This is a genomic window from Serratia sp. T13T92, assembly GCF_047530105.1.
Taxonomy (GTDB): domain Bacteria; phylum Pseudomonadota; class Gammaproteobacteria; order Enterobacterales; family Enterobacteriaceae; genus Chania; species Chania fonticola.
Genome location: NZ_JBLJAK010000079.1, coordinates 1 through 8942, shown reverse-complemented (window position 1 = coordinate 8942; position 8942 = coordinate 1). Strand labels below are relative to the sequence as shown.

At 44.3% G+C, this 8942-nt stretch carries 11 protein-coding genes; 3 read left to right on the top strand and 8 right to left on the bottom strand.

Annotated features, from left to right (window positions below):
* Positions 1 to 561 precede the first annotated feature (561 nt).
* From ACMV5I_RS28650 to ACMV5I_RS28620, 7 genes are all read right to left on the bottom strand, one after another.
* Positions 562 to 1056, bottom strand: a complete 495-nt coding sequence (locus tag ACMV5I_RS28650; protein WP_414825880.1) for a hypothetical protein — start codon at positions 1054 to 1056, stop codon at positions 562 to 564.
* On the bottom strand, positions 1053 to 1847 hold the full coding sequence (locus tag ACMV5I_RS28645; RefSeq protein ID WP_414825879.1) for a winged helix-turn-helix domain-containing protein: 795 nt from the start codon (positions 1845 to 1847) through the stop codon (positions 1053 to 1055). The genes ACMV5I_RS28650 and ACMV5I_RS28645 overlap by 4 nt, the downstream gene beginning before the upstream one ends.
* A gap of 136 nt (positions 1848 to 1983) precedes the next feature.
* On the bottom strand, positions 1984 to 2187 hold the full coding sequence (locus tag ACMV5I_RS28640) for a TraR/DksA C4-type zinc finger protein (RefSeq protein ID WP_414825882.1): 204 nt from the start codon (positions 2185 to 2187) through the stop codon (positions 1984 to 1986).
* Positions 2188 to 2351: 164 nt separating this feature from the next.
* Positions 2352 to 3017, bottom strand: a complete 666-nt coding sequence (locus ACMV5I_RS28635; protein ID WP_414825878.1) for a hypothetical protein — start codon at positions 3015 to 3017, stop codon at positions 2352 to 2354.
* A 399-nt stretch (positions 3018 to 3416) separates the two neighbouring features.
* Complete coding sequence (locus ACMV5I_RS28630; protein WP_414825877.1) at positions 3417 to 3728, bottom strand: hypothetical protein; 312 nt, start codon at positions 3726 to 3728, stop codon at positions 3417 to 3419.
* 146 nt (positions 3729 to 3874) lie between these two features.
* The gene (locus tag ACMV5I_RS28625) at positions 3875 to 4090 is read right to left on the bottom strand and encodes a YqaE/Pmp3 family membrane protein (RefSeq protein WP_414825876.1); all 216 of its coding nucleotides are present in this window, start codon (positions 4088 to 4090) and stop codon (positions 3875 to 3877) included.
* A 228-nt stretch (positions 4091 to 4318) separates the two neighbouring features.
* Positions 4319 to 4693: a hypothetical protein gene (locus ACMV5I_RS28620; RefSeq protein WP_414825875.1), complete on the bottom strand. Its 375-nt coding sequence runs from the start codon at positions 4691 to 4693 to the stop codon at positions 4319 to 4321.
* A 576-nt stretch (positions 4694 to 5269) separates the two neighbouring features.
* Between ACMV5I_RS28620 and ACMV5I_RS28615 the strand changes: the two genes are divergently transcribed.
* A complete protein-coding gene (locus tag ACMV5I_RS28615) occupies positions 5270 to 5551 on the top strand; it encodes a transposase (RefSeq protein ID WP_414825874.1) in 282 nt (93 codons plus the stop codon).
* Between the two features lie 540 nt (positions 5552 to 6091).
* Entirely contained in the window at positions 6092 to 6649 is a 558-nt protein-coding gene (locus ACMV5I_RS28610) for a hypothetical protein (RefSeq protein ID WP_414825873.1), read from the top strand.
* A gap of 1041 nt (positions 6650 to 7690) precedes the next feature.
* Here ACMV5I_RS28610 and ACMV5I_RS28605 read toward each other — a convergent pair.
* On the bottom strand, positions 7691 to 7888 hold the full coding sequence (locus tag ACMV5I_RS28605; RefSeq protein WP_414825883.1) for a hypothetical protein: 198 nt from the start codon (positions 7886 to 7888) through the stop codon (positions 7691 to 7693).
* Between ACMV5I_RS28605 and ACMV5I_RS28600 the strand changes: the two genes are divergently transcribed.
* Positions 7823 to 8533, top strand: a complete 711-nt coding sequence (locus ACMV5I_RS28600; protein ID WP_414825881.1) for a reverse transcriptase domain-containing protein — start codon at positions 7823 to 7825, stop codon at positions 8531 to 8533. The two genes, ACMV5I_RS28605 and ACMV5I_RS28600, sit on opposite strands and share 66 nt — an antisense overlap.
* The last annotated feature ends 409 nt before the right edge of the window (positions 8534 to 8942 follow it).

Below are 8942 nucleotides of genomic sequence, written 5' to 3'. Positions count from 1 at the left end.
AAAGAAAGCAAAACCGGCATTTTTACGTACAACCCATCGCGATACCGCACCATCAGGGGGGACGTCGCGCTACTGTTCATGGTCAGTCGCCCTCAAAAAGAAACGATCCAATCTCCTAACCATCAAGAAAAGCGAAGTAGTTGCAGCAACTGAATAGGGGGTAGCCCCCCTATGGAACCTGTGCGAGTATTAACGTAGAGTGCAATACGAACAGGAACACAGCTCGATATTTCTAAAGCCGCGTCTTCTCGCCTCCACGATAGCATGAGTACTATTAAAGAATAACCCGAGTTGTTTCTTTGACAAAATTTGATGTTTTTTACATCGACCTGCATGCAGAAGGTTTTTTGACTCAGTATTTAACTCACTATTGATGTAATAATAATCACTAATTTTTGGCATGTAATCTCCAGACATTGTAGGTAAAGAATGACCTGGTTTTTAAAAAAATAAAAAGATGTGAAAAATTATTATTTAAAATTAATTAAAAAATACTGTTATCAACGCATGCATTATTGACTGAACACGTTCTTCGCGTGTCTGTCCTTGATGTTTTCGCCACTAACCGCCTGTCAACGTTCCATGCCGACTGACACATAAAAACACCGGAGCGAAAGCATTAAAAAACAGATACCCCCCCCAAATTTTCTCTATGTAGATAATATTTTTTTTCTGCCCCATAGACAGATACATCCCGACATCCTGATTAGGATAATTATCAATCTTGTAACTGTCCACATCGGTGATGGTCAGCTCATACTCTCCGCCATCAACATGCAAGTAATTGAAGTACACATTTCGTGATACAATGTAATTTTCCATCGTGCTTTTCTTTATTCTGCCTGTTGCAGTCAAATGGCCCTTTCCCCCTTTATTAAAATCATAGGATAACTGGAGGTCCAACACGATATCTGGCTGGTCTTTCTCAAAATTGGAAACCGTGGCATTCAGGTTAGCCACACAAGAAAAAGTGTCTGGCGGTAAATTATTACTCTCTGCCCCAAATCCTAAAAAAGGTATCAGCAACAAAGGCAGCAACATCATCATTTTTTTCATTGTATTTCTCTATAATAATAATGTGACACACATTTTCCATACTCGCCTTTATTCCCGTAAGTGCAAACAATAAAGAGTGATTGGGCCATAGTCCCCATAGCTGGCGGTTCAAAAGGTGAGTCTGTATAGTAAATTAGCGTTTTTGACGTATCACAATTGACCTGTAATCGTTCGATTTTTTTTGCTATTTTTCTGTTGATAGCCTTTTCATCATAAACCGTATTCAATGTAAACACAGCGCACGATTTTATTGATGGTAACATTTTCAATTTTTCATTATTGTTGAGAATTTTTGTTATTTTATCTAATGTGACTTCACCATAAAAATGTTTGTAAATCACGTACCCCCCCCCGATAATGGCCAAGCTCAACAGGAGTATAAATACCTTGGATTTTATCATAAAGAGGCGCGTTTTTTCCGGTATTTCAGCAAGTTTACTTATCTCTGGAACAATGACCTCTTCAATCACCATGTCAGGATTAAGCTGTACACCCTTTTTGGGAAAGGTGATGATCACCTCATCATCCATGCCGAGATCTTTAAAAGCTTTACGGATACTGCGTAAATAGTTACCCAGGTTATTATAAGATGCCTTTAAATCATATTGCTCCCAAATTTCATCAAGCAATTCCTCTCTCGACACGATGTTTTCTTTGTTGGCGATCAAAAACGCCAACAGCCGCGTGGCAGAGTCCGGCAACGTGCACATGCCTGCAGCCTCTTCGCCATAAATGTACAATTCCCCTTTTATGGCGTCAAAACTGATTTGATTATTAATGAGATAGCGCATAATCCAAATATCCGATCGTTCATTACATTTTATTGGCTGACCCATAACACGGGCCGCCAAATGAGGGGTTAGCTACCCTATACCCGCCCTTGACGTTGCCCTCACTGGCTTGTCATTCAATCTCATGAGTATATACCTACCCATGAGAATGGGGAGGTAAGTTACCCACACGTTGATAAAACTCCCTTCGCTCCTGACAGGTTACGCAAGTTTGCACACCCGGCAAGAGTTGACGACGGGGTACTGGTATACGCGCATCACAATCACTGCAGTTCAGCAATGACTCGGAACTGCCCGCGGTCAACGTCAAACGAACCGCATTCAGCGCACACTCAATCATCAAGTCATGTATATCCTGTGCTTCATCGGCCACATCTGGCATAAATTATCCTCTCAGTGTGCGTCCTCATACGCGTTGTTTCCTGTACTCGCATACCTGACTGAGAACCACAGACCCACGTTGATTGTTTTTATCTGTACAACGGTATCCTGAAAACATCCCGGCTATTTGACTAACCCTTGATGAGCCCATCCGCTGTCAGTACGTACAAATACGGCCTCTTCTTCAAAGGGATGCTTCTCTGACGCAACAATCAGCATCAATGAATTATTCAACGCGACGAGTGCTGATGCTTTCGCCCAGTCAGGAATATCGGTCACGGAATAGGAAAAACGCACTGTGGATCGCGTCACCCCCATCGACTCGACAGGTACCGTAAAACTGTGTACTTGCTCAACGCGGGCACGACCAAAGCAGAACCCACCCTGCCATTTACCGGAAGAAGACTGTTTGGCCTCACGCGTATAGTACGGTTGCCCGGCACTGCCTAACTGGAAGTAATAGGTAGTCACGTCATGTACAGCAGGTTGTGCCGGGGACACACGCATTTGCTTGCGGTACAGTCCCGTTTCTTTGATTGCACCCACGTTGGCCAAAGCATGCATGATGGCATCTTGCTCCACATCGGTGTCATCCACTTTCCCCGGCAGATCAAGTGTGAAAAAACACTGGGGATATTGAGTGTCGAGAAACGTTTGTGCCGCTTTTCCAAAATTGTCTTTGCTTACACTGGTGGGATCTGAGCATCCCGTACTCACTAGCAACACCAAAAATGGTAGTTTCCAAGCGTACCTTTTATGTGTCAGTGGACATGCTGATTTATTGTTCATGGTGACTTTTCAACGCTATTTAAAATAATGCACTTGACTTATAGCCGTTCTCACATTGGAACGACAGCCTCAACACCTAAAAATCACCGTACAACCCCGACACTCCTTTCCTGAAGCTTCTGCTTTGCTATTTCATTCTTCCAAACATGTAACTCATTAGCAGCCCATACGGTTGCGGGGACCCAAGCTATTACAGTGATTTGCAAAAAAAAACACAATATCGCTTTAATCGGTTTGTGGATCGCAAGAAACATAATAAAAGGCATCAATAATACGAGCATCAATTCCATCCGGCAATTTTTCCGTCATTTGTGATTTTTTCTGCCTGACATGCCTGTTTATGACAATGGCATTGATGGGACAGGCAGACAGCAGGAAATAAAATTTAACCACGCATTCTCAACGGGGTTGACATTCAACATCCTGATAACGATAACTGACTTTCTCCAAAGGATTAAGGGGAGGTGTAACAAAGAGAGAACATTGAAACTGACGCCCTTTCGCAGTTTTAGCGTCCCACATTATCGTTCTTCCATTGAATGCGTTGGGCTCGGACTGATGGAGATTAGTCAAAATAACTTCGTCTGTTGATGCTAACCCTAATTTTGACGCAGTGTGGTTTTGCAAAACAAGAAGATCAGGGGAGACAGCTGCACACCCAACAAGCAGACCGGCAAGGATCACTATAATAAAAGATTTATTTGACGACATAAAAAACTCCTCACCCAAGCGGCACGGACTACACCTCTAACCGAACATTAGAGTACGCATCACCCTACCGGAAAGTACAGAACAATGGTAAATCCCATTGAACCACGATTAAAATAAAAATGGACAACGCGTGCCCATGCCTCTTGTTATTGATCTTGTTCCTGCTGTTGAATGATTTGCTGTTGTATCTGCTTTGTCCTTTTCTCTGCGTGGTAATCGTTCACGCTAAATATCGCCCACATCGCTGCGGGTATCCAACCTATCAGGGTAATTTGGAGTAATAAGCAAAGAATCCCTTGAAAAGGTTTTTTTATCGTAAAGAAGGCCAGCCAAGGCAACAACACAGCCAGGAGTAATCTCATTTTATTCTCTTTAAATATATTAAGTTGTAATGACACTGGCTATAGGGTTTGCTAACCCAACAATTAATATCATCTGTTGAAAATGGTATACTTGTTCCATTTGTAAGTTCTAGATAACGTTTTTTACCACCTATTGATGCGAAATTGAAACCAGCTATTTACTACCGTGTCATAAATGATAACCGCGAAGTCACCATAACTCTATGGTAACCGGCGGTCCCATGTTATTTAGAGCGCTTCAATTTTTTTAACAATACCATTTACATTGGTAAACGATGAATATTTTACACGGGCGCATAAGACCACCAATTTTGAATCCAACGCCATGCTGAACAACTCTTTTTGATCTTTATCCAATTTAGGTACTGTCAGTTGATAAAGTTGATAAGAATTGCTCAACAAATCAAACTGTGTACGATAATTTTTATACGGCGCATCCGCTATTGTTTTCAAGACAAAAAAATCATTAACACAACGTAAATCCTGGGTTTGTACAACCGATTTTTGCACATTGGTAGGCTCACTAGAAGGCATAGTTTTATTATAAGTACACCCCGACAACAACACGATGAGACCCGCAAAAAAATAAAATCGCTTCATCATCTCCTCTCCATCCTTACAATCAGTAGGTTACACCACCTGCATGCTACAGGCTAAAAAGCGAGCAGCATACTTTTCATATCAAAGAAATAGACACTCACAAATTCAGCCAAATCCGCCCTCACTCTGTCAGAGTGGTAAATTGAAACGAAAATGGCCGCTATTTGGCTCTGGGGATTAAGTATAGGTCACCGAACATAAATCGAAAGAATGTATTACATAAATATGTGTAATTGAAATTTAAATCTAAGTGACACCACCAAATTGACATTAAAATCCAAATATGACCAAATTAATGTCAAAAATCTCAATTTGACACAACTTAACAACCCACGACAACGCTAAAAACAACGTTTTTACGAGTTCTCGTGAGTTGTTAAAACCGACTTTGTTGAATAAATAGAACTTTTTCTGGCCAGTAGGCTCAGATAACTCTCCTTCTGGTAAAACAGCGATATCTCGTTGCAAAGAATAAGTTCAAGCTCACCAACTGGAAGGCTAAAAAAAGCCCTCATCAGTCGGGGGTTACTCACTTTCTGGGTTGATGAAACATCACTTCACACCAGGTAGTGCGAGGCTATGCCTTCTACTCCGGGTTGCCTACAACATTATTCCGATATGGCCATGACTACAGTATTGATGCTGAAGCCTGTTTCCGGCCTGCCACTTCGTGCCCTCCAAGGCTTGGGCGACTCAATTATCACACTGATGAAAGTGACAGTTGAACTGTCCGGATTACACCTGCTAAATGGGCAAAGTCCGTTAATATTCCTTTCAAAACCCCAACGCGGGGTGAAATTGTACACCCCGCTATCGACTTCTCCGGACTCAGAATCTTTGGTGAAGGCGAGTAGAAAATGAAAAAATACAATCAGGAAGACTGCGTATTTCGCGAAAACTACAACGCAGAAATGCATTAATTCATCCGGGCTGACCTTCCATGGAGCAATATCACAGATACGAAGGCCTTTTCAGTTCTTATTCGGCAGACTCATCGTAAAATCGAGGTAACCAAAGCAGATGGAACTTACGATACGCACGTCTGTCATGATGATACTGACAGCTCTGTTTTTCTCATCAATATTAAATAGACGATGAAACTCTCTCAATGTATAATTTATGAAAAGCACTTTCCCAATTGATCTACATTGCCACGTCCAGCCACCGGAAAATGACACTTATGATATTGTTACCTCTCATTGACCCTATATCTTCTCACTCCCTGAGTGATACCCTTAGTATAATATCCATTGTTGATTTCACTCTAAAAAGAAGCACTACATCCCGAAGCTCAGCATATAGTACTGTCAAGGGTTTGAATATTGGAGGCTATATAAAATCCACCAAAGCAAACTCTGCAAGGAAAATAAAATACCAAAAATTATTAACTGGTGAGGCAAAGTGAAAACGTTAAGGATATTCATTGGAAGCATGCCGTATTTTGTTGACTTTCTTCAGCAAAGAATAATCTCACTCAGAAATGTGTTAGTGATTAATCATGATGAAGTTAAGTGTATTAATTGGCGTAACTATATTTCTCACTATCGATTAACAATAGTGATTGATGATCATGTGAACAGCCAGACACTAAAAACTTTGGGGGTGTTACAGGCCAACATTAGTCACAAACAAAATATTGTTATTATATTTTTAAAAGCAAAAAGCTCACTCTCTAAGCGAGAGCCTTCTGTTTACCTCAATGACATTGACAATATAGAAGCAAACATATTGCGAATAGAACGTTGTTCACTTTATTATAAAGCGATCAATTTCATCCCCCGTAACGAATGGAAAGCATTAACGCTCAAGTCAAAAGGATTGACCGGTTATCAGGCATCAAAAATCGAGGATGCATCAGTGATAACTATTAGCGCCAGAAATAGACGTGCAATGCTAAAATGTAGATTGCGCACCCACATCGATGCTTATTATTTTATGCAAGGATTTAAGAGCAAGTAATAAATACGAATTTTTACGGGTACCCCCCATAAAGTGATGTATTTTACACAGCCCCGCGTAAAATATAATTGCAATCTGAGTGCTATTTTTAGGGGATGACACCATCATATATCCATGTATTAATTGAATGAAGTCGCACCTTACCTGGACTGTGTTTTTTAGTTGCCATCAACCGGTCGTTAGGTGGTGGCAAAATCCATTAATCTGCTTATGGAGCATTGATTGATGTTAAACGCGCAGCGTTAATAACATAAACTATATGGTGTCATTTTTAACTTTACGTAAAAGGAGATCTAACCGATAGAGTGGATCGTTTCTTTTGCATTGTTCAAAAATACTTACCGTCTCTAAATCGACCACTTTTAGTGCTGCCCCCTTGGTCTTTGAGTCATTCGACATGGCATAATAACGATATTCCCCTCGGTGACCCTCTCGGAATATTTTTTCATTTTTGATCAGGCGTTCTAAAATCCGAGACAGTTTTGAGTTATGAATACCTGAAATTTCTCTGATTTTGCGGAAGCTGGTATTTGGGGTAGTCGCTATAATGTGTAAAATATTCTCAATGTCCGTCATGGTTATTTGTCGGCGATGTCAATTTATCAAAATAATTGGAAGGCATACTTCAAGCGCCTTTACGCAAACTGGCGTGAATGACGCAATGCGTGCTATACCAATATGAGGGGCCGGAGTCCCAACCTGCACGCACATCGACGCATTCCGCGCGTGCCTGGGGAGCCCCGACTGTCTACCCTGAACCAGTTAAACCTAAACGATAACATCCGCACCCGGTCGGTACCGTTCACTGCCGCCCTGCTCGACTGCGCGTTCGCCTGGCTTTGCCGCTCTCGTGCTCAATTTCCCCCCAACGCCGATGTCTGGCATTTACGCCACCACTGGACCCGTGAACGGCCACGCCTGCTACAGCGGCTGAATGCCGGGCGCTATACCTTAACCCCGCTCCAGGTTGTTACCACCCGACACGGGTCCCGCGCGCTTTGGTCGGCGCCGGATGCTCTGGTCATCAAATGCCTGACCCTGTTACTCACGGACGTTCTCCCCGTCCACCGCACCTGCGAACACATCGCGGGCAACGGCGGCGGCAAAAAAAGTGTTGCCCGTATCCAACAGGTCGTACGCCAGGGAGATTTCCGGTTCGTCTGTCGCACCGACATTCGGGGTTATTACGCCCGCATTGACAAATCCATACTTTTCCAACAGGTACAACAGCATGTTCATCACCCCGTACTCCTTGATTTGGTTTATCAGTTCCTGCACTACAGCGTGGAGGAGGGTGGCAACTTTCACACCCCGGTAAAGGGGATAGCACGAAGCTCGTCGCTGAGTCCCCTACTGGCCGCCTTCCACCTGTTCTGTGTTGACCGTCACTTTGCCAACCAGAGACACCTGTACTACCGGCGGTACATGGATGACTTTATCATTTTCACCCGCAGCCGCTGGCATTTACGGCAGGCCGTGCGGGAGCTTAACCAGTTCTTTCGTCAGTTCGGTTTTGTGCAACACCCCGACAAAACGTTCATCGGCCCGCTCCATAAAGGCGTCGACTGGATGGGGGCCTGGTTCACCAACCAGGGTTTGTGCTCCATCGCCCCTCGCGCACTCACCAACCACCGCAACACACTTCGCCGGCTTTATGAGCAAACCCGCACGCTGTCCCCGCAGGGACAGGCCGACCGGGTGGCACGGTATGTCCACCGGTGGCGGCGGTGGGCGCTGTCGCTGTGTTCCCTGTCAGCGTGTGCTCAGCGACGGTTTGTTGGCCGCCCCAAGCCCGCTCATCCGCGTCCGCGGGATGCTACTGACAACACCAAATTTAAAACAACAAAACCAAATCCGGGTTGCCCGGCCCCCTCCCCTGCTTGACCGTCTTGTCGAGGCCCCCCTACCGTACGCAAACTGCCGGATTTGGGGACGTAACGAACGTGGCAATCGCCCGCCCGTCGGTGGCGTTGAAAACGCCCTGCTGACCCGTTCCCCCCACCTTATCGGCGACCCAGTAGCTCCACTTCTGGAATTGCCCGCCCGGATAATTCCCCAGTGTTCCCCACTCCCCGAATAACGCCCCGATTCCCCTTATCTGGCCAACCGTGTTCCCGTATGTGCTCAACGTGACGTCTTTAAATGTCGGCACTCGCGCTACCGGTCTAATCGTAAGCGTCGTTAAATCCCCACAGTGTTCGGTCGTGGGGTTTAAGGTAGGGTGATTTTCCAGGGCAGCAGCGTGTCCCAGTCGATGGCGTCGTCCGGCGATTTCAGCGCCGTCAGCAACGCA